Source organism: Marinobacterium profundum (genome assembly GCF_001528745.1).
Classification (GTDB): domain Bacteria; phylum Pseudomonadota; class Gammaproteobacteria; order Pseudomonadales; family Balneatricaceae; genus Marinobacterium_A; species Marinobacterium_A profundum.
The window spans coordinates 130,697-150,319 of record NZ_BCNS01000091.1; the positions used below are offsets into that span (position 1 = coordinate 130,697).

At 58.0% G+C, this 19,623-nt stretch carries 15 protein-coding genes; 8 read left to right on the forward strand and 7 right to left on the reverse strand.

The features are described 5' to 3' along the window. Positions 1-5 precede the first annotated feature (5 nt). Positions 6-1,382, forward strand: a complete 1,377-nt coding sequence (gene trkA, locus MPRO_RS06605) for a Trk system potassium transporter TrkA (RefSeq protein WP_067289157.1) — start codon at positions 6-8, stop codon at positions 1,380-1,382. 14 nt (positions 1,383-1,396) lie between these two features. After that, positions 1,397-2,845 (forward strand): TrkH family potassium uptake protein, encoded by a 1,449-nt coding sequence (locus MPRO_RS06610; protein WP_067289160.1) that lies wholly within the window; start codon positions 1,397-1,399, stop codon positions 2,843-2,845. Positions 2,846-2,896: 51 nt separating this feature from the next. Here MPRO_RS06610 and MPRO_RS06615 read toward each other — a convergent pair whose 3' ends face one another. Then, the gene (locus MPRO_RS06615; protein ID WP_245635043.1) at positions 2,897-3,787 is read right to left on the reverse strand and encodes a lysophospholipid acyltransferase family protein; all 891 of its coding nucleotides are present in this window, start codon (positions 3,785-3,787) and stop codon (positions 2,897-2,899) included. Between the two features lie 197 nt (positions 3,788-3,984). Here MPRO_RS06615 and glyQ point away from each other — a divergent pair, with 197 nt between their 5' ends. Together glyQ and glyS are read left to right on the forward strand one after the other, a co-directional pair. Then, positions 3,985-4,956: a glycine--tRNA ligase subunit alpha gene (gene glyQ / locus MPRO_RS06620; protein WP_067289167.1), complete on the forward strand. Its 972-nt coding sequence runs from the start codon at positions 3,985-3,987 to the stop codon at positions 4,954-4,956. Further along, positions 4,953-7,034, forward strand: a complete 2,082-nt coding sequence (gene glyS / locus MPRO_RS06625) for a glycine--tRNA ligase subunit beta (RefSeq protein WP_067289169.1) — start codon at positions 4,953-4,955, stop codon at positions 7,032-7,034. The genes glyQ and glyS overlap by 4 nt, the downstream gene beginning before the upstream one ends. Positions 7,035-7,299: 265 nt before the next feature. Here glyS and MPRO_RS06630 read toward each other — a convergent pair whose 3' ends face one another. Further along, positions 7,300-8,238, reverse strand: a complete 939-nt coding sequence (locus MPRO_RS06630; RefSeq protein WP_067289173.1) for a DMT family transporter — start codon at positions 8,236-8,238, stop codon at positions 7,300-7,302. A 126-nt stretch (positions 8,239-8,364) separates the two neighbouring features. Here MPRO_RS06630 and MPRO_RS06635 point away from each other — a divergent pair, with 126 nt between their 5' ends. Both MPRO_RS06635 and MPRO_RS06640 read left to right on the forward strand, forming a co-directional pair. Beyond that, entirely contained in the window at positions 8,365-9,306 is a 942-nt protein-coding gene (locus tag MPRO_RS06635) for a LysR substrate-binding domain-containing protein (protein ID WP_082708501.1), read from the forward strand. 93 nt (positions 9,307-9,399) lie between these two features. Further along, positions 9,400-10,362, forward strand: a complete 963-nt coding sequence (locus MPRO_RS06640; protein WP_067289177.1) for a DUF808 domain-containing protein — start codon at positions 9,400-9,402, stop codon at positions 10,360-10,362. 124 nt (positions 10,363-10,486) lie between these two features. Here MPRO_RS06640 and MPRO_RS06645 read toward each other — a convergent pair whose 3' ends face one another. The 4 genes from MPRO_RS06645 to MPRO_RS06660 form a co-directional block, all read right to left on the reverse strand. Further along, complete coding sequence (locus MPRO_RS06645; RefSeq protein ID WP_067289436.1) at positions 10,487-11,809, reverse strand: Na+/H+ antiporter family protein; 1,323 nt, start codon at positions 11,807-11,809, stop codon at positions 10,487-10,489. A gap of 314 nt (positions 11,810-12,123) precedes the next feature. Continuing rightward, on the reverse strand, positions 12,124-13,656 hold the full coding sequence (gene hutH, locus MPRO_RS06650; RefSeq protein WP_067289180.1) for a histidine ammonia-lyase: 1,533 nt from the start codon (positions 13,654-13,656) through the stop codon (positions 12,124-12,126). Positions 13,657-14,001: 345 nt separating this feature from the next. Then, positions 14,002-14,619, reverse strand: a complete 618-nt coding sequence (locus MPRO_RS06655) for a nitroreductase family protein (protein ID WP_067289184.1) — start codon at positions 14,617-14,619, stop codon at positions 14,002-14,004. A gap of 10 nt (positions 14,620-14,629) precedes the next feature. After that, positions 14,630-15,568 (reverse strand): EamA family transporter, encoded by a 939-nt coding sequence (locus MPRO_RS06660; RefSeq protein WP_067289187.1) that lies wholly within the window; start codon positions 15,566-15,568, stop codon positions 14,630-14,632. A 114-nt stretch (positions 15,569-15,682) separates the two neighbouring features. Between MPRO_RS06660 and MPRO_RS06665 the strand changes: the two genes are divergently transcribed. Next, positions 15,683-16,204 carry a MarR family winged helix-turn-helix transcriptional regulator gene (locus MPRO_RS06665; protein WP_067289190.1) on the forward strand — a complete coding sequence of 174 codons (522 nt, stop codon included), beginning with the start codon at positions 15,683-15,685 and terminating at the stop codon, positions 16,202-16,204. A 216-nt stretch (positions 16,205-16,420) separates the two neighbouring features. Next, entirely contained in the window at positions 16,421-17,044 is a 624-nt protein-coding gene (locus MPRO_RS06670) for a glutathione S-transferase family protein (RefSeq protein ID WP_216821254.1), read from the forward strand. 145 nt (positions 17,045-17,189) lie between these two features. On the opposite strand, the gene gyrB is transcribed toward MPRO_RS06670, so the two are convergent. Then, positions 17,190-19,610: a DNA topoisomerase (ATP-hydrolyzing) subunit B gene (gene gyrB / locus MPRO_RS06675; protein WP_067289195.1), complete on the reverse strand. Its 2,421-nt coding sequence runs from the start codon at positions 19,608-19,610 to the stop codon at positions 17,190-17,192. Positions 19,611-19,623 lie beyond the last annotated feature (13 nt).

A 19,623-nucleotide genomic window follows, 5' to 3' on the forward strand; every position in this document is an offset into this window, starting at 1 on the left:
GACCTATGAAAATCATCCTACTGGGCGCCGGCCAGGTCGGCGGCACCCTGGCAGAAAACCTGGCCATTGAAGCCAACGATATCACCATTGTCGATACCGACAGCGCGCGCCTGCGCGAACTGCAGGATCGGCTCGATATCCGCACCATCGAAGGCAAGGCTTCCTACCCCAGCGTGCTGGAGCGCGCAGGCGCCAGGGATGCAGACATGCTGATCGCCGTCACCAACAGTGACGAGGTCAACATGATCGCCTGCCAGCTGGCACACACCCTGTTCAATACTCCGACCAAAATTGCCCGTGTACGTGAGCACGACTACCTGCGCAAGGAAGGGGAAATTTTCAAGAACCAGGCCATCCCGGTGGATGTTCTGATCAGCCCGGAGCAGCTGGTCACCCAGCATATCCAGCGCCTTATTCAACACCCGGGGGCATTGCAGGTACTGGACTTTGCCGAAGGCCAGGCCCAGCTCGTTGCAGTAAAGGCTTATTACGGCGGCCCGCTGGTCGGGCGCGAAATATCCTACCTGCGCACCCATATGCCCGCCGTGGATACCCGCGTGGCCGCCATTTTCCGCCAGGACAGGCCTATCATCCCCCAGGGTAATACGGTGATCGAGGCGGACGATGAAGTGTTCTTTATCGCTGCCAAACGTGATATTCGCTCCGTCATGAGTGAGTTGCGCAGGCTCGACAATCCCTACAAGCGCCTCATCATTGCAGGCGGCGGCAATATAGGCGCCCGTCTGGCCGCCAATATCGAAAACCAGTTCCAGGTCAAAATCATCGAGCGCGGTATTCAGCGTTGCAACACCCTGGCCAAGACCCTAGAGAACACTATAGTGCTGCATGGCAGTGCCTCGGATCGCGATCTGCTAATCGAGGAAAACATAGAAGATACCGATGTTTTCCTGGCACTGACCAACGATGACGAAGCCAATATCATGGCCTCGATGCTGGCCAAGCGGCTCGGTGCCCGCACCGTTATGACGCTGATCAACAACCCCGCCTATGTCGATCTGGTACAGGGTGGCGTGATCGACATCGCCATTTCGCCCCAGCAGACCACTATTAGCGCGCTCCTGACCCATGTGCGGCGTGGCGATGTGGCCGCCGTGCACTCACTGCGCCGCGGCGCTGCCGAGGCCATTGAGGCCGTCGCCCATGGTGACAGGCGCAGCTCCAAGGTAGTGGGGCGGGCGATCGAGGATATCGACCTGCCACCGGGCACAACCATAGGCGCCATCATCCGAAACGACGAGGTGCTGATCGCCCACGATGATGTCGTGATCGAGAATGGCGACCACGTCATCCTGTTCCTGGTAGACAAGCGCCGTATCCGCGACGTCGAGCGCTTGTTCCAGGTTGGCCTCGCCTTTTTCTGAGCGACTAGCACCCTATGCGCTATAGAGTCATTCTAAAAATCCTCGGCATTCTGCTGATGGTATTCAGCATTACCATGCTGCCGGCGCTACTGGTGTCCTATATCTACGAGGATGGGGCACACCAGTCTTTCGTGGCTGGCTTTGCCATTACGCTGCTCACAGGTTTCTTTCTCTGGCTGCCGGTGTACCGCGTACGGGAGGATTTGCGCACCCGCGACGGCTTCCTGATTACGGTGCTGTTCTGGACCGTGCTGGGGCTGTTTGGCGCCGTACCGCTGATGCTGGCGGAGTACCCGCACTTGCGCGTTGTGGATGCGGTGTTCGAGTCCGTCTCGGGGCTTACCACCACGGGTGCCACCGTGATGACCGGCATCGACTGGCTGCCGCCATCCATACTGTTTTACCGCCAGCAACTGCAGTGGCTCGGCGGCATGGGTATCATCGTACTGGCCGTGGCGATACTGCCGATGCTGGGCATCGGTGGCATGCAGTTGTATCGGGCGGAAACGCCTGGGCCTGTAAAGGACTCGAAACTCACCCCGCGCATCACCGAAACCGCCAAGGCCCTCTGGTACATCTACCTGTCGCTGACAATAGCCTGTGCGCTGGGTTACTGGCTCGCGGGCATGACGCCCTTCGATGCCATTGCCCACAGTTTTTCGACCGTCGCTATCGGCGGCTTTTCGACCCATGACGCCAGCATTGGCTACTTCAACAGCCCAGTGATTGAGAGCATCGCGATCTTTTTCATGCTTCTGTCCGGGGTTAATTTCGGCCTGCATTTTTTTGCCTGGCGCCAGCGCTCAATCAGTCACTATTTCCAGGATCCGGAGTTTCGCTTCTACCTGACGGTTCTCGGCGGCACTGCCCTGATTACCTTTATGGTACTGGCGCTGACACAAACCTACGCCGTTAACGAAGCCCTGCGCCGGGCGGTATTCATGGTCGTGTCCATCGCCACTACCACCGGCTTCTCCACTTCAGACTTCGCCAACTGGCCCGTGATGCTCCCATTCCTGCTGTTTATTACCGCCTTTGTTGGTGGCTGTGCTGCCTCCACCGGCGGCGGCATGAAGGTAATCCGTATCCTGCTGATCCTCAAGCAGGGTTACCGCGAAATTAAACGTCTGGTACATCCCAGCGCAATCATCTCGGTCAAGGTGGGCAACAGACCCATCTCCGACCGGGTACTTGAAGCGGTCTGGGGGTTTTTCTCGGTCTATCTGCTGGTATTTGTACTGATGCTCCTGGCACTGCTGGGCACAGGGCTGGATCAGGTTACGGCCTGGTCTGCAGTAGGCGCCACGCTAAACAACCTGGGCCCGGGTCTGGGGGATGTTTCAGTGCACTTTGGCGGCCTGAATGATACCGCCAAATGGATTCTGTGCTTTGCCATGCTGCTCGGGCGCCTTGAGGTCTTCACACTGCTGGTACTCTTTACTCCCATCTTCTGGCGCCGCTAAAACAACAGGGGCCGCAAGGCCCCTGTGTTTCTCAAAGTAGTTCATCACCTATCAGTAACGTTTGGGCTGCCCCTCAGGGCGACTGCTGAAGCGACGGTACTCCCATTGGTACTGGCTGGGCAGGGCGCGTACACAGGCTTCCACCGAGCGATTCATCGCAGCGGTGGCCTGTTCCAGATCCGGATTATCCAGCCCGGCCTCGGCCTCACGAAAAAACACCTTGAACCCCTGACCGTCAGGCAGACGCTCGGCGTAGCCACAGATCACCTTGGCTTTCGTCTGCCGTGCCAGCTGCGGCAGCAGTTTCATGGTGAGCGCATCAATTCCAAAGAAGGGTGCAAATACACCACTCTGATCATCCGGCTCCTGATCCGGCAGTATACCCACCATCTCAGTACGCTTGAGCGCCTTCATCACCATACGCACACCCGAGGCATTGGCCGGCGCCATGCGGGTACCCAGACGCGCACGCATGCGCTTGACCAGATCATCCATCAATTTCAGGCGCGGCGGCTTGTACATCGCCGTAAAGGGGTAGCGCATGGACAAATACAGATTCAGCACCTCCCAGTTACCCAGGTGAGGCGCGATCAGAATGATGCCTCTGCCCGTCGCCAGGGTCTCGGTAATCAACTCCTCGCCCTCAACCGAGCGGATATTCTTCAGGCTGCGCTGCGGTGACCAGAGCCAGGACATGCCCATCTCGGCCAGTGAACGACCAGTTTCGGCCAGGCTCGCGATTACCAGTTTTTCCTGCGCCTTCGCATCGAGTTCGGGAAAGCACATCTCAATATTGCGCCGGGTATTGTCCGCCAGCTTGCTGTTGGACTTGTGCACTTGCCGACGACCAAACCAGGCTCCCAAAGACTGGGCCCACTTAAGCGGCAGCAGGGCGAGCAAGCCGAGCACCAGTATGGCTAAAACAGCTTTTACTTTGTCCAATGCAATGCCCATCCCAAGCGTTGTTCCCAGAGTGACACAGTATATCGAATATCTCGCAGCCTGCGGCAGTGACTGCCGTGTTCATCGGTTTTGACCAGAGCCAGGCATTTTCACAATCACTCAGAAGGTGCTGCACCTCGGACGCGGCGCTTTTCGTGTATAATTTCGCTCTAATTTTGGCCAACCGACTATTAAAGATGGTGATCTCCGTGACCGAAAAGGTGACCTCAGACGTCAGCACCTTCCAGGGTTTGATCCTGGCTCTGCAGCAATACTGGGCAGAGCAGGGCTGCGTAATTATTCAGCCGCTGGATATGGAAGTTGGTGCAGGCACCTTCCATCCGGCGACCTTCCTGCGCGCCATCGGCCCCGAGTCCTGGCGCTCCGCCTATGTACAGCCCAGCCGCCGCCCGACTGATGGCCGCTATGGCGAAAACCCCAACCGCCTGCAGCACTACTACCAGTTCCAGGTCGTCATCAAGCCGTCGCCAGACAACCTGCAGGAGCTTTATCTGGGCTCTCTGAAACGCATGGGTCTGGATCTCAATGTGCATGATGTACGCTTTGTTGAAGACAACTGGGAATCGCCCACCCTCGGCGCCTGGGGTCTGGGCTGGGAAGTCTGGCTTAACGGCATGGAAGTGACACAGTTCACCTACTTCCAGCAGGCCGGCGGCCTGGAATGCTACCCAGTCACCGGCGAGATCACCTACGGTCTCGAGCGAATCGCCATGTATTTGCAGGAAGTCGACAGCGTCTACGACCTGGTCTGGGCACGCCATCCCGACGGCAGTGTTGTGACCTACGGCGATGTCTACCACCAGAATGAAGTGGAGCAGTCGACCTACAACTTCGAACACGCCGACGTTGATACCCTGTTCGGCAACTTCGATTTCCACGAGCGCGAATGCAACAAGTTGCTGGCGCTGGAAACACCGCTGCCGCTGCCGGCTTACGAGCAGGTACTCAAGGCATCCCATACGTTCAACCTGCTGGATGCCCGCCATGCGGTGTCCGTTACCGAACGTCAGCGCTACATACTGCGTGTGCGGACCTTGGCTCGTGGCGTTGCCGCAGCCTATTTCAACACCCGCAAGGCTCTGGGCTTCCCGCTGGCAGCCGCTGATATTCGTGCAGAAGTACTCGCCGCCTGCGAGGAGTCGAAATGATGACCCAAGATTTCCTGTTTGAACTGGGCACCGAAGAGCTGCCCCCCAAGGCGCTGCTGAAACTGTCCCAAGCGCTGGAAAGCGAAGTTCGCAAGGGCATCGAAGCTGTGCTGGGGCAGGGCGCTGCCGAGCTGCTCAAACCCGCCGTCTTCCGTTCCTTCGCAGCACCGCGCCGTCTCGCGCTGCTGATCGAACAGCTGTGCACTGAAGTGCCGGCCAGTGAATTTTTCGTGCAGGGCCCTCCGGCCCGGATCGCCTTCGACGCCAGCGGCGCCCCCAGCAAGGCACTGGAAGGCTTTGCCCGCAAATGCGGCACCAGCGTTGATCAGCTGTCCGAAATGGACGGCAAGATGTGCTTTCGTCAACTATCGGCAGCAACGCCATTGACCGAAGCGCTGCCGGCTATTATCCAGCAGGCGCTCGACAAGCTGCCTATCCCCAAGCGCATGCGCTGGGGCGCATCCCGTACCGAATTTGTACGTCCGGTGAAATGGGTCGCCATGCTGTTCGGTGACCAGGTACTGGACTGCGAGATCATCGGCCTCAAGGCTGGCCGTACGACCCGTGGTCACCGATTCCACTACAACCAGGATATCGAGCTGAAAGCCCCGGCGGATTACGAACAGGTGCTGCAGGAGCAGGGCTATGTCGTCGCCGACTTTGCCAAACGCCGCGAACTGATCCGTACCCAATTACTTAGCGAAGCCGCCAGGATCGGTGGCCAGGTTGTGATAGACCCTGCGTTGCTAGATGAAGTCACGGCACTCAACGAGTGGCCCGTAGCCCTGACCGGTCGCTTTGAGGAACGCTTCCTCGCGGTGCCATCCCAGGCACTGATTTCCAGCATGGCGGACAACCAGAAGTACTTCCATCTGCTGGATGCTGAAGGACAGCTGATGCCGTACTTCATTACCGTGGCCAATATTGAATCAACAGATCCGCAGCAGATCATCCACGGCAATGAAAAGGTTATTCGACCGCGTCTGGCCGATGCTGCCTTTTTCTTCGAGAACGACAAGAAGGCCAGCCTGGCAGAGCGTTGCGACAAGCTTGAGTCCATCGTTTTCCAGAAGGACCTTGGCAGCCTGCATGCCAAGACTAAACGTGTCGCCCATTTGGCAGGCTTTATCGCCAGCCGTATCGGCAGCAACCCCGAGTGGGCAGAGCGCGCGGCCCTGCTGTCCAAGTGCGACCTGGTCACCGAAATGGTGCTGGAGTTCCCAGAACTGCAGGGTCTTATGGGCTATCACTACGCGCTCAACGACGGTGAGCCAATGGACGTTGCCCTGGCGCAGAACGAGCAGTACATGCCCAGGTTTGCCGGCGACGAGCTACCCGAAAGCCTCACAGGTGCCGCCGTGGCCATCGCCGACCGACTGGACACCCTGACCGGTCTGTTCGGTATCAATCAGCCGCCAACCGGCTCCAAAGACCCCTTTGCCCTGCGCCGCGCCACTGTCGGCGTATTGCGCATCATGGTTGAGAAGGAACTGGATCTGGATCTGAGCGAGCTGCTCAAGGTTGCCGCCGACGGCCACGCCAGCCTGCCGGCCCGTGACGGACTCGAAGAGCGGGTACTGGACTTCATGCTGGATCGCCTGCGCGCCTGGTACGAAGATCGTGATATCGCGGTTGAGACCTTCCTGGCCGTGCACGCGCTCAGGCCGACCCGCCCGCTGGACTTCGATCGCCGCGTACGCGCTGTTGCCCATTTCCGCACGCTGCCCGAAGCCGATGCCTTGGCTGCGGGCAACAAGCGCGTCAGCAATATCCTCAGCAAGCAGGAGTCCCAGGGCGACGCTGTTGTCTCAGAGGATCTGCTGCAGGAAGCTGCGGAGAAGGAACTGTTTACTCGCGTGCAGGCCATGCAGCTAGAACTGCAGCCGGCCTTCGAGTGCGGTGACTATCAGACGGCGCTGGAACAGCTGGCTGATCTGCGCGGGGTTGTCGATCGGTTCTTTGAGGAGGTTATGGTCAACGCCGACGACGAAGCCGTGCGCAACAACCGCCTGGCACTGCTGTCGCAGCTGCGCGGACTCTTCCTGGGCGTCGCGGATATTTCGGTCATCGGCAGCTAAATTCGGCTGCTATACCGGTCAGACAAAACCCGCCATTCGGCGGGTTTTTCTTTTTCACGCATTCCCCCAAGCACACTTCAAACCTGGGGCAGGTAAGTCTTTCGAATCAAGGACACTGAAGTACATGTCCGCCAACAGGAAGGTTCCACGTGGAACATCGCTGCCTGATCACCGTCAGACAAAGACTGCCTACTTTGTCCGCTAGCGACTCAATGCCTCTATTGGAATAAACGAGGGGCAGGGAGAGCCTGCAACCTCACACCGGTCAAGCCTGGGCGCCCGACCTTCGCCCGCAGAAATTCGGAAGCGACACCCAGCTCGGCGGCAGGTTGCCCACCATCGACCCCAACATCACTAACACGATACTGACCATTAGGGCCGGCGACAGCGCTTCACCGAACAACGGAACGGCAAGCCCAGCCGCAAGTACTGGCACCAACGCCATCAATGCCCCCATGCGGGTAGCGCCAAGCAATTGCACCGCCCGCACATACAGCAGCATTTGCACTATTGTTGCCAGCACACCCTGATAGAAGCCCTGGCCTGCAATCAGGGCCCAGCTCAAATCACCAAAACCCTGGTAGAAGAGGCCCAGATAAAAAGGAACATAGAGGCCTCCCGCTACCATTACCACACCGACATTAGCGGTCCAGGCTGGCACTTTCCAGGCCCGCAGCAGCACCGTATAGATTGCCCAGAAGAAGCACGCCAGTACAAAGTACAGGTCGCCCAACCAGAAGCGCGTCGACTCCAGCAGAGTCGTGAGCAGCAAGAGTCCAATTCCCAGGCTGCTGACAGCAATGCCCAGCCAAACCACTCCAGTCTTGCGCTCGCCGGCAAACAGATAGGCCATCACGGCAATCATGACCGGCATCAGCCCGGGCAACAGCAGGGCCGCATGGGTTGCAGGCGCCCGCTCAAAACCGGCATAAACGAAGGCGCCATAGCCCAGGCCACCAATCAGTCCCATCACCAGAATACGCAGGTTGAACAGATCCCCGCGCTTTATCCAGATCAGCGGCGCCAGCAACACCAGCGCAGTCCCAAAGCGCACTGCCAGCATGTCAGTCATCGTCAGCGATGCCAAAGCGCCGGCCCTGGATACCAGAATAAATCCGCTCCAGATCAGCACTGCGCCCAGAGCATAAAGCAGACCTCGGGAGACTTCAGTGCTGATGTTACTTGTACCCGTGCTGTTCGCCATCACCCCAAACCCCTGTTGCCGCATTCAATGGAGATCAGTCTAGGCCTTGATGGGTTTCATAAATACTGAATAATAAAGAATACTACTGTCATATTTAATGACACATTAGCTTTCAGGAAAACGATGATGGATATTTCAGACCTGCAGGTATTCAAGGCCGTTGTCGACAACGGAGGTATTTCCAGGGCTGCGGAGCAACTCCACCGGGTGCCATCCAATGTGACCGCGCGCATCCAGAAATTGGAACAGACACTGCAGCAGCCACTGTTTCTGCGGGAGAAAAACCGACTCAAGATTACGCCGGCCGGCAAACGCCTGCTGATCTACGCCGAGCAAATGCTTAGGCTAAGGCAACAGGCCATTGACGATCTGACGGATCCAGAGCCCAGTGGCACCCTGCGTATTGGTTCTATGGAAAGTACCTCGGCCGCCCACCTGCCGCCCATACTAAGCGCTTACCACCGCGAGTATCCCCAGGTTGATATGGAGCTGAGAACCGGCGCCTCAGGCACACTGGTAGAGCTGGTACTGGAAGGGGAACTGGATGTCGCATTGGCAGCCGACCCGGTACAGGATGATCGTCTCTGCATGCATCCCTGCTTTAAGGAGCAGCTGCTGATCGTCAAGCCTGCCGGACTTAGCCATACCCAAGGCGCGGCAGAGCTACCCGCACCGCTGTCGGTCGTGACCTTCACACAGAGCTGCTCATACCGCAACCGGATTCAGCGCTGGCTCGATGGCGACAATCGAAGACCCGACAAGACCATCGAAATCCCCAGCCATCACACCATGCTCGCCTGTGTGCTGGCCGGCATGGGCATCGCCCTGGTACCTCGCGCCGTGCTGGCTTTGCACCCTCAATTCAGCGAGCTGGCGACCGAAGACCCAGGCGCGGATATAAGCCTGGCAACCACCTGGCTGATCTGGCGCAAGGACTCGACACTGCCCAGCATCACCGCCTTCATGAACACCATCGATCACCACATCAAGACCACCTCTGTCGACAACCCTCAAGGCGATAGCATATCGAACCAGACTCGACTGCGGCCGCAGTCGCCTAGCACTTAATGGTATAAGCTTGGACGAGCCAAACAGGATGTAGTTGCAAAGTCTGCGACCTTTGCCAGGCTCCATGAATTCACCCAAAGGAACACTCAAATTATGGCCGGCACAAGCCTTCTTGCCTTACTAGACGATATAGCCACAGTACTGGATGACATCACCATTCTGTCCAAGGTTGCGGCAAAAAAAACCGCAGGCGTACTGGGCGATGACCTCGCCCTCAACGCAGAGCAGGTGACAGGCGTGCGGGCGGAACGGGAGCTGCCGGTGGTTTGGGCGGTGGCCAAAGGCTCGTTCAAGAACAAGCTGATCCTGGTGCCGGGCGCGCTGCTTATCAGTGTTATCGCGCCCTGGCTTATCATCCCCATGCTGATGATCGGCGGCATCTATCTGTGCTTCGAAGGTTTTGAAAAAATTGCCCACGGCTTTTTGCATAGCAAGGAGGAGGAGGCCAGCCAGCACCTTGAAAAGATCAAGGCGCTGAGTGACCCCAAGGTCGACCTGGTGGCCTTTGAGAAGGCCAAGATTCAGGGGGCGATCCGCACCGACTTTGTGCTGTCCGCTGAGATCATCGTTATCGCGCTGGGCATCGTTAATGAAGCCAGCTTTACGACCCAGGTCGCTGTCGTCAGCCTGATCGCCTTTGGCATGACTATTGTGGTTTACAGCCTGGTTGCCGCTATCGTCAAACTGGATGACGCCGGCCTCTACCTGCTGCAACGCCACAAGGAAGACCCGGCACGCAGTCTGAGCCGCTGGTTCGGAACAGCGCTGTTGCGCTTTGCTCCGATACTGATGAAGACGCTGTCTATCGTCGGCACCGCCGCCATGTTCCTGGTCGGTGGCGGCATTCTGGTGCATGGCGTACCGGGCGCAAGCGCATTGCTGCACCCGGTCATTGAAGCGGCCTCAGCGCTGCCTGCAGGCGCGTTCTGGGCCTTTATCACTGAGCCTTTGATCAACGCACTCGTCGGTATACTGGCTGGTGCCATCGCCGTTCTGGTGCTGACTCCCATGCTGCGACTGTGGCAAAAGCTGCGCCCGAGCACCCCATCAGCCTGAGCCATTCACAGAGTTCCCCCGGTGTTTCACGTGAAACACCGGGGGGTCCTGAGTCGCCCTCTACAAGCCTAAACGGGTGCAGGGAGGTGACCCTTTCCATGGCTAGGCTCACACAATATTGCGGCTAGAGAATGCTGGCAGCCGCCCACCCAAACAGCAGCAAGGGCAGATTGTAGTGCAGGAAAGTAGGAACAACAGTGTCCCATATATGGTTATGCTGACCATCCACATTCAGCCCGGCCGTTGGGCCTAGGGTAGAATCCGATGCAGGCGAGCCCGCATCACCCAGCGCAGCTGCAGTCCCTACCAGCGCGACAATCGCCATGGCAGAGAATCCAAGCTCCATCGCCAGGGGTACATAAATAGCGGCAATAATCGGAATGGTCGAGAACGACGAACCGATTCCCAGTGTAATCACCAGCCCGACCAGCAGCATCGCCAGCGCTGCAAGTCCCCGATGGTCACCCACCAAAGCGGCAGAGGCACTTACCAGGGAAGCGATATGGCCGGTGTCCCGCAGCACCTGAGCAAAGCCGCTGGCTGCGATCATGATAAAGCCCACCATGGCCAGCATCTTCATGCCCTCGGTGAAGGCATCGTCACCTTCACTCCATTTCAGAACACCCGAGAGCGAGAAAATCAGGAAGCCAATCAGGCCGCCCAGAATCATCGAGTCGGTCCAGAGCTGAACAACAAAGGCCCCCAGAATTGCACCCAGCGCCACCAGCAGGGTGCGGCCACTATAGGTTACTGTGCGACTTTCAACCCGAGCAATCAGCGCCTCATCGTAATCTCGCTTGCCGCGATAGCTGATAAAGACCGCAATCAGCAGGCCCGTAAGCATGCCTAGAGCCGGTATCAGCATAGCTCTGAAGGGGTCTATGTTGGAGACATCAAGGCCACTCTTGCTGATGTTGGCCAGCAGGATATCGTTGAGAAAGATCGATCCAAATCCAACCGGTAACAGCATATAGGGCGTGACCAGACCAAAGGTCAGCACGCAGGCCACCAGACGCCTGTCCATGCGCAGCTGCGACATAACGAAAAGCAGTGGCGGGATCAGTAGCGGAATAAAGGCGATATGGATCGGGATAAGGTTCTGTGACGAAACCGACACCAGCATGATGACGCCGATCAGGCCGTAGCGGATCTGGCCGATACGCCGCGCGCTGCCACTCTGGCCAAGCAGGGTCGCAATGCTCTGGGCCAGCATATGGGGTATACCCGACTTGGAGATAGCCACCGCGAAGGCGCCGAGCAGGGCATAACTCAACGCTATCTGGGCGCCACCGCCAAGGCCGCCATTGAAAGAACTCACCGTCTGCTCAATCGAGAGGCCACCGATAACGCCCCCCAGCAGGGATGCAGTAATCAGTGAAATCACCACATTGATGCGCGCCAGGCTAAGCAGCAACATCGAAAGCACGCTGACCAGAACAGCGTTCATGCCAAAACCGACAGGGTCAATCGTGCGGTACACCAGAAAGGCCGCAATAGTTGCAAAGAGTCCAACGACCAGCCGCGATACACCGCGGTCAGATGCCTCGGCGCAGGAAAGCTCATGGTTCAAGATAGAGTCCTCATTATTGTTATGGTGTCACGGGTATTTGATAAGAGAGCATGGGGTACCTCTGCAGCGGATTGCGCCTGATCAAAAAGGTGCCAATCGGCACCTGTTCAAAGCGCGCAAGAATGCCGGGACAGCGCACCTCATGCAATGGCTACCAGCGTAAAAATTCGACGTAAAAGGGCACTGTAAAATCAGAGGCTCGGCAGCAACGCCGGAGGCATATAGGCATTCAGACAGCCACTGCGAATAAGCTGCTGTGCATTTTCTATGTCGGGGGCAAAGTAGCGATCCTTGTCATAGAAAGGGACAAGGGCACGCAATTCGGCCTTGGCCGCTTCAATCAGTTCAGCCGCCTTGAGCGGCGCCCGAAAATCCAGCCCCTGACAGGCCGCGAGATATTCCACCGCCAGAATACCGGAAGTGTTTTCGGCCATGTCGCGCAAACGCCGGGCGGCGAAGGTAGCCATGGAAACATGATCTTCCTGATTGGCAGATGTCGGCAGGCTGTCGACGCAGGCGGGATGCGCCAGTGACTTGTTCTCCGAGGCCAGGGCGGCACCGGTAACCTGGGCGATCATAAAGCCAGAATTGACGCCACCGTTGTCCACCAGGAAGGGTGGCAGCTTGCTCAGGCTGGAGTCGATCAGCAGCGCCATGCGCCGCTCCGACAGTGAGCCAATTTCAGCCAGCGCCAGCGCCAGGTTGTCGGCCACCATGGCAACCGGCTCGGCGTGGAAGTTGCCGGCCGAGATAAACTCGTCGGTCTCGGTAAACACCAGCGGGTTATCCGACACAGCATTGGACTCCACCAGCAATACCTCGGCGGCCTGACGGATCTGCTGCAGACAGGCACCCATGACCTGGGGCTGACAACGCAGGGAATAGGGGTCTTGCACTTTTTCACAGCCCTGGTGGGAATCACCCAGCTGTGATGCCTCGCCCAGCAAATGCCGATAGGCCCGCGCTGCTTCAATCTGGCCCAGCTGACCCCGCACTTCATGTACACGGGCATCAAAGGGGCGGCGACTGCCTAGCGCAGCTTCAACCGAAGACGCACCAGCGACTATGCCTGCGGCGAACAGATCCTCGGCGGCAAACAAACCTTCAAGGGCAAAGGCCGTTGACGCCTGGGTACCATTAAGCAGCGCAAGACCTTCCTTGGGTGCCAGAGTAATAGGTTCGAGGCCAGCAATACGCAGGCCTTCGGCACCGGACATGCGCTCGCCGCGATAGAGCACTTCGCCTTCACCCAGCAACACCGTACTCATATGGGCCAGGGGTGCCAGATCCCCGGACGCACCCACCGAACCCTTCTGCGGCACACAGGGATAAACCTGGGCGTTAACCAGCTGGATCAGCGCTTCGATGACTTGCAGCCGGATACCGGAATAGCCACGGGCCAGCGAGTTGATCTTCAGCGTCATCATCAGACGCACGGTATCTTCTCTCATCAGCGCACCAATGCCAGCGGCATGGGACAACACAATACTGCGCTGTAGCAGCTCTAGATCTTCAGGAGCGATACGGGTATTGGCCAGCAGACCAAAACCAGTATTGATACCGTAAACCACGCGTCCCTGTCTAATGGCTCGGGACACGGCATCGGCGCTGGCCTTGATAGCAACGTGGCTGGAAGGCTCCAGCATCAACTCGACGGGAGACTGCGCCACAGCGCGCAGTTGCGCCAGTGTCATCTGGCCGGGCTGGATAGTCAGTGTAAACATCGTTCATTCCTGCGTACGGATTAGGTCATCAGCGCTGATCAAATCAGCGCTCACATATGTATATACCTATATATATTAACAACCCTGAGCATCGCAATAATGAAATTCAACAGCCTCCCTGAGCTTACCGCCAGGCAGCAGAGCCTGGAGGCGAGAAAAGCCAGCGTAGATTGACCAAGCTTTTTACTGTTATTCTTAATTAACAATCACTTATAGAACAAAAAAGCCCAGCACCCAAGCGCGCTGCCTGCCTCAAGCATAGCCCGACGTCGCCATTTGGAAGCGGATTCGAAAAATTGCAGCCCTATTAACCAAACTAATGCGCTGAGAGGCAGCAACAGGGGCTCAGGCGAATGTCATCACCTCATGCAACGGGCGGCGCGGCTTCTGCGGCCAGTTATTCGCCAGTCCGTAGCCTGCCGTCACCAGCATCACCGGTACTTCACTGGCATCAAGGCCAAAAGCCTTTGCCACCGCATCGGCGTCAAAGCCACTCATGGCACCGGTAGAAAGCCCCATACCCTCGGCCGCCAGCATCAGCGTCATGGCGGCCAGGGACGCGGATCGAAATGCTTCATCACGCTGCAGCTGCGGATTATCCCGGTGCGACTCTGCGGCCATAGCGACCCACCCATCAGCTACCGCCTGGGGGACTATGCCAGCATCAACGGATGTCTGCAGTATCCGGGGCATATCCAGGTGGGCGCCCAGAGTTCCGCAGACAATAAAGGTAACAGCCGCATCCTCAACCTGTGGCTGGTTAAACGCCGCAGCCTTCAGCCGCGCCTTCGCTTCCTGGCTACGCACGGCAACGAACTTCCAGTTCTGTACGTTAAAGGCAGAAGGCGCTCGGGTCGCCAGCCTCACCAGTTCACTCACCTCATTCTCCGACAGCCCCCGAGCAGGATCAAAACGCCCCGTGGACGCACGGGATTCGATAAGCAGCTTAATTGGATTAGTCATAAGGATTTCCTCATTTAGTTGATTGAGCAGGAACCTCAGCCGGGAAGCCCACTGCTGGCGAAACCACAGGGCCAGTCACAGGGCCTGAGCTGGATACCCACTGCACAGCGAGAATGCTGCCGAGCACTGCCACAAAGCCGAAGAGCGCAACGCCAGTCATGGCCTGGCCAAGCAGCGCCCAGCCCAGCACTACAGCCGTAAGCGGGCTCAGCAATCCCAGGGATGACACTGCCACGGGCGATAGCCGGGCAATACCGCGAAACCAGAGCACATAGGCCAGCAGGGCGCCAAACAGCGACAGATATACATAGCCCAGCAGCGCGCTGGTACTCAGAGGCGGCAGGGGCGGATCAACAAGCCAGGCAACCGGCAGCAGCATCAGCCCACCCACCAATAGCTGCCAACCGGTAAAGGCCAGCAGGGGGACATCGGGCCTCCAGCGCCGCGTCAGAAAGGTACCACCGGCCATGCAGGCCGCCCCCACCAGTGCCGCCGCTATACCGACAAGATCCCAGTGGGCACCTGGCGCCAGCAGCAACGCAGCCATTCCCGCTACACCGATCAGGCTTGCCACAACCGCCAGCCAGGCCGGCTGGCGCCTGTCGACAGACCAGGCCAGACCCATAACCAGTAGCGGCTGAATAGCGCCCACAACGGCTGCCAGGCCACCGGGCAAGCGGTAGGCGGCGACAAAGAGTAACGCCTGAAAAACGCCAATATTGAGTGCGGCCAGTATAACTAGGCGCCCCCACTCAGGCCGGCGCAACAAATGACGCCCAAGCAGCACCAGCACTATGCCGGCGGGAAGCGTGCGCAGCACCGCCGCGGTAAAAGGCCGGTCCGGCGGCAGCAGTTCGGTAGTCACTATATAGGTAGAACCCCAGATGGCTGGCGCCAGGGCGGTGATCAGTACATCGATCCAGACGGGATGTTGTGTGCGATTGCTCATGATATTATCTTCAATTCAAGATAAAAACCGAGTCTCGCATACAACTATCTTGATATCAAGATAGTTTCAACTGCGTAAGCCAAGCAATGAATTCGGCATTTAAGGAAGCCCAGCATGAGTACAGAACGACAGCCCGATGCCGTGGACGCCATCCTGAACCAATGGCGACGTGAGCGACCAGATCTGGACGTAAGCCCCATGGCCACCATAGGCCGCCTGAAACGTTGCTCTGCGCTGATGCAACGTCGACTGGATGAAGCCTTCTCGGCCTTTGGCCTGACTATCTGGGAATTTGATGTGCTGGCGACCCTGCGCCGCGCCGGCGCACCCCATTGCCTGGCCCCCACTGCACTGTTCTCAACCCTGATGGTCACCTCGGGTACCATGACCCACCGCATGCAGCGCCTGGAGGCCAGCGGCTGGGTAGAGCGGGTCGCCAATCCGGACGATGCCCGCGGCAAGCTGGTGCGGCTAACGCCGGCCGGGCTCGAATTGATTGATCGCGCAGTGGAGGCTCATGTGGAAAACGAGCATCGCATTCTGGCGCCTCTGAGTGCTGCCGAGCTGAACACTCTGGAAACCAGCCTCGCCGGGCTACTGGCAGTACTGGAACCCGGCAAAGACAGAGCCGATTAGCGTCTGCTGCAGTAGCAACCCTTGAGCAGCAACACACAGCTCCATCTCGCAGACGACATTGCTGTGAATGCTGCCGTCTTTAGGTGCGCAGACCATTCCAAATACAGGAACAATAAATTGCGTAGTTTGATTATTCTATCGGTGATAGAAACTATTTAGGCTGTAAGAACGCTCCAAAACGAGCGATCTGAATTTACCTGAACAGGAACTACGGCCATGGCTATCAAGATTCATGATTTCCCGCTTTCGGGTCACGCCCATAGAGCGCGTCTGTTTGCGTCCCTGATTGGCGTTGATGTCGAACTTGTGTTCGTCGACCTGGCGGCAGGTGAGCACAAAACGCCTGAGTATCTGCACAAAGACAAATTCGGCCAGGTTCCCCTGCTGGAAGACGGTGACACTATAGTCGCCGACTCAAATGCGATTCTGGTCTACCTGGCGAAGAAATTCGGCAAAACCGACTGGCTGCCGGAAGACCCAAAAGGCGCCGCCCAGGTGCAACGCTGGCTTTCCATTGCCGCAGGCCAGATCGCGTACGGCCCGGCCGCCGCTCGCCTGATCACGCTTTTCGGTGCAAAACTGCATGCCGATGAAGTCATCGCGCGCGCCCATGCGGTGCTAAAGATTATTAACGAAGAGCTGCGGGAGCGTTTGTTCATCACTGGCAACAACATCACCATCGCGGACGTCGCCCTTTACAGCTATATAGCCAGTGCGCCTGAAGGCAATGTTGAGCTGTCACCCTATGGCAATATCAATAGTTGGCTGGCGCGCATAGAAGCTTTGCCAGGCTTTCTAGCCTTTCCCCAAAGCAACGTCGGGCTGCGCAAAAGCGCTTAGTTCCAAACTGACAACTACGCTCACCCGGCGCACTGGCAGCTCCGCCCAAAAACCCCAAAAAAAAGCCCTCCCATCATGCAGACGCACGATGGGAGGGCTTTTTCATGCAGCCGGCTTCCCTTAGCGGGATCCGGCGCTGGCGTCATCAGACGTCGAGGTTGGACACCCGCAGGGCGTTGGCCTCGATAAAGGCACGACGCGGCTCAACATCATCACCCATCAGGGTGGTGAACAGCTGATCGGCGGCGATGGCATCATCGACGGTCACCTGCAGCATGCGGCGCGACTCCGGATCCATGGTGGTTTCCCACAGCTGGCTCGGGTTCATCTCGCCCAGACCCTTGTAGCGCTGGATGTAGTGACCGCGGCGCGACTGATCAAGCAGCCAGTTGAGGGCTTCCTCAAAGTGGACCACCGGGCGTACCCGTTCGCCACGCTTGATATAGGCACCCTCTTCCAGCAGGGTACCGAGCTTGTCACCCAGGGTGGTGATCGCCAGATAATCGCGTGAACCGAAGAAGTCGTCACCAAAGCGGTAGTAGTTTTCCACTCCGTGCAGCAGGTGGTTCACTTCAGGCAGGAACTGGCTGTGCTCGCGGTCTTCAATGATCTCGGCCAGGAAGCGCTCATTACCCACAGCTTGCACAGACAGCTTTTCACACAGCAATTGCGTCCACTGCAGTACGGCATCGCGATCTTTCAGCTGGTCCTTGCTCAGGCTCGGCATATAGAGCATCTGCTTGAGCAACTGGGTTGGATAGAGCATGCCCAGACGATTGATCAGCTTGTCGACCGCGCGGTACTCGTTCACCAGGGATTCAAGCGAGGCGCCGCTCAGCGGGGGGGCATCTTCGTTGACATGGAAGCTGGTGCCATCGAGGGCCCCCTGCAGCAGGTAGTTATCCAGCGCATCGTCGTCTTTAAGATACTGTTCCTGCTTGCCTTTCTTGATCTTGTACAGCGGCGGCTGGGCGATATAAATATGGCCACGCTCAAACAGGATCGGCATCTGACGGAAAAAGAAAGTCAGCAGCAGGGTACGGATGTGCGAACCGTCGACGTCGGCGTCGGTCATGATGATGATGTGGTGGTAGCGCAGCTTGTCCGGGTTGAACTCCTCGCGACCTATACCGCAGCCCAGGGCTGTGATCAGGGTGCCAACTTCAACCGAGGACAGCATCTTGTCGAAGCGGGCCTTTTCAACGTTGAGGATCTTGCCCTTGAGCGGCAGAATCGCCTGGTTACGGCGATCGCGGCCCTGCTTGGCGGAACCGCCAGCGGAATCTCCCTCCACCAGGTAGAGTTCAGACAGCGCAGGGTCCTTCTGCTGGCAATCCGCCAGCTTGCCCGGCAGGCCGGCGATATCCAGCACACCCTTGCGACGGGTCATGTCACGGGCCTTGCGGGCCGCTTCACGGGCACGGGCAGCATCGATCATCTTGGCGACGATCAACTTGGCTTCCTGTGGGCTTTCCTGCAGGTAGGCGCTGAATTCCTGTCCCATCATCTGCTCAACCGAGGTCTTGACCTCGGAGGAGACCAGCTTGTCCTTGGTCTGGGACGAGAATTTGGGGTCCGGCACTTTCACCGAGACGATGGCCGTCAGGCCTTCGCGGCTATCATCGCCGGTGGTGGCGACCTTGCTGCCCTTGTTGAGGCCTTCAGCTTCAATGTAGGTATTCAGGCAGCGGGTCAGGGCGGTACGGAAACCCGACAGGTGGGTGCCGCCGTCGCGCTGGGGAATGTTGTTGGTAAAGCAGTAGATGTTTTCCTGGAAGGTATCGTTCCACTGCAGTGCCACTTCCACGCCCACGCCGTTTTCGTGCATGGAGTTGAAGTGGAACACCTTGTTGACCGCGCTCTTGTTCTGGTTCAGATAAGCAACAAAAGCACCCAGACCGCCGTCGTATTCGTAGATATCTTCGCGGGCGCTGCGCTCGTCACGCAAGACGATGCGCACGCCTGAGTTAAGGAACGACAGCTCGCGCAGACGCTTGGCCAGAATATCGTACTGAAACAGGATATGGGTGAAGGTATCCGTCGAGGGCTTGAAACGCACGCTGGTACCGGTATTGCTGGTCTCACCCACGACCTTTAGCGGCTCATCGGGCACACCATGGCGGTAGGTCTGCTCGAACACTTCACCGGCGCGGCGAATGGTGAGCTTGAGCTCGCTGGAAAGCGCGTTCACCACAGAAACACCCACGCCGTGGAGGCCGCCGGATACCTTGTAGCTGTTGTCATCGAACTTGCCGCCGGCGTGCAGCACCGTCATGATGACTTCGGCCGCCGATACGCCTTCTTCTTCGTGCAGCTCGGTCGGAATACCACGACCGTTATCGCCAACGCTAACGCTTTCATCCGGGTGTATAACCACCCGGATCTCGGAGCAGTGACCGGCAAGGGCTTCGTCGATCGAGTTGTCGACCAGCTCGAACACCATGTGATGCAGACCGGTACCGTCGTCGGTATCACCGATATACATGCCAGGGCGCTTGCGCACGGCATCAAGACCCTTGAGGACCTTGATGCTCGAGGAGTTATAGCTCTGGTTTTCGTCGCTCATCAATTATCTCCTG

Coding starts and splice junctions, on each gene's coding strand:
- MPRO_RS06660 (WP_067289187.1), bottom strand. CDS start 15,568: ATGAGCAATCGCACACAACATCCCGTCTGGATCGATGTACTGATCACC.
- MPRO_RS06640 (WP_067289177.1), top strand. CDS start 9,400: ATGGCCGGCACAAGCCTTCTTGCCTTACTAGACGATATAGCCACAGTA.
- glyS (WP_067289169.1), top strand. CDS start 4,953: ATGATGACCCAAGATTTCCTGTTTGAACTGGGCACCGAAGAGCTGCCC.
- hutH (WP_067289180.1), bottom strand. CDS start 13,656: ATGTTTACACTGACTATCCAGCCCGGCCAGATGACACTGGCGCAACTG.
- glyQ (WP_067289167.1), top strand. CDS start 3,985: ATGGTGATCTCCGTGACCGAAAAGGTGACCTCAGACGTCAGCACCTTC.
- trkA (WP_067289157.1), top strand. CDS start 6: ATGAAAATCATCCTACTGGGCGCCGGCCAGGTCGGCGGCACCCTGGCA.
- MPRO_RS06630 (WP_067289173.1), bottom strand. CDS start 8,238: ATGGCGAACAGCACGGGTACAAGTAACATCAGCACTGAAGTCTCCCGA.
- MPRO_RS06635 (WP_082708501.1), top strand. CDS start 8,365: ATGGATATTTCAGACCTGCAGGTATTCAAGGCCGTTGTCGACAACGGA.
- MPRO_RS06610 (WP_067289160.1), top strand. CDS start 1,397: ATGCGCTATAGAGTCATTCTAAAAATCCTCGGCATTCTGCTGATGGTA.
- MPRO_RS06645 (WP_067289436.1), bottom strand. CDS start 11,809: ATGAACGCTGTTCTGGTCAGCGTGCTTTCGATGTTGCTGCTTAGCCTG.
- MPRO_RS06670 (WP_216821254.1), top strand. CDS start 16,421: ATGGCTATCAAGATTCATGATTTCCCGCTTTCGGGTCACGCCCATAGA.
- MPRO_RS06655 (WP_067289184.1), bottom strand. CDS start 14,619: ATGACTAATCCAATTAAGCTGCTTATCGAATCCCGTGCGTCCACGGGG.
- gyrB (WP_067289195.1), bottom strand. CDS start 19,610: ATGAGCGACGAAAACCAGAGCTATAACTCCTCGAGCATCAAGGTCCTC.
- MPRO_RS06665 (WP_067289190.1), top strand. CDS start 15,683: ATGAGTACAGAACGACAGCCCGATGCCGTGGACGCCATCCTGAACCAA.